1 protein-coding gene is annotated in these 911 nt (G+C 70.7%); it reads left to right on the forward strand.

Annotation, left to right across the window (positions count from 1 at the left end; all coding sequences use genetic code 11):
* Window positions 1-6 precede the first annotated feature (6 nt).
* A partial coding sequence (gene tnpC, locus D3273_RS27900; protein WP_129230301.1) for an IS66 family transposase occupies window positions 7-911 on the forward strand: 905 nt, incomplete at its 3' end.

The following is a 911-nucleotide window of genomic DNA, read 5'->3' on the forward strand; positions in this document are numbered from 1 at the left end:
AGTGGCATGAGCCGCGGTGATCTCGAGCGACTGAGCAAGGACGAACTGATCGAACTGGTGCTGAAGCTGCAGCGCCCTGCCAAAACGTCGCGCACCTCGTCCAAACCGCCCTCCACCGACCGCAAGGAGCGGCGGGAGCAGTCCCGCCCCGGCGGTGCCAAGCCCGGCCACGAGGGCCACAGCCGCGTCGCCGCCGAAGATCCCGACACGGTCGTCGATCACCGCCCGAGCGCATGCCCGGACTGCGGGCTGGCGCTGTCGCCCGAACTGCCGGCCGAGACGGTCAGCGTGCATGAGCACATCGAACTGCCGGAGGTGAAGCCCCTCGTCGAGCAGCACCGGCGCCTCGCCGTGGTGTGCCCGGGGTGCCGGGCCCGCGTGGCGGCACCGCGGCCGACCGGGGCCGCCGCGACGCCGTTCGGCCCAGGCCTGCACGCCACGGCTTTGTACCTGAAGACCTTTCAGGCGCTGTCCTACGAGCGCTTGCAGAAGGCTCTCTTCGACCTGTTCGGCCTGCGCATCAGCCAGGGCGGGCTCACCAACATGCTGCGCCGGGCCGAGGCGCGTTTCGAGGCTGGGCGCGACGCGGCCCTGTCGGCGCTGCGACGCGCCACCGTTGTGGCGTCCGACGAGACGGGCGTGCGCATCGAGGGCACGAACAGCTTTCATTGGGTCTTCCGCTGCGAAGAAGCGGTGGTGCACCACGCGGCCCCGACGCGGGGCGCGTGCGTGGTGCACGAGATCATGGACGGGCACCGGCCCGTCGTATGGCTGTCAGACCGCTATTCTGCCCAACAGGGCCATGCCGACCGACAGCAGACCTGCCTGGCCCACCTCGCCCGCGACGTCGCCTACGCGCTTGATGCCGGCGACGACACCCTTGCCCTGCGGCTCAAGCTGTGGCTCGACGG

Source organism: Lichenibacterium minor, from assembly GCF_004137685.1.
GTDB lineage: Bacteria > Pseudomonadota > Alphaproteobacteria > Rhizobiales > Beijerinckiaceae > Lichenihabitans > Lichenihabitans minor.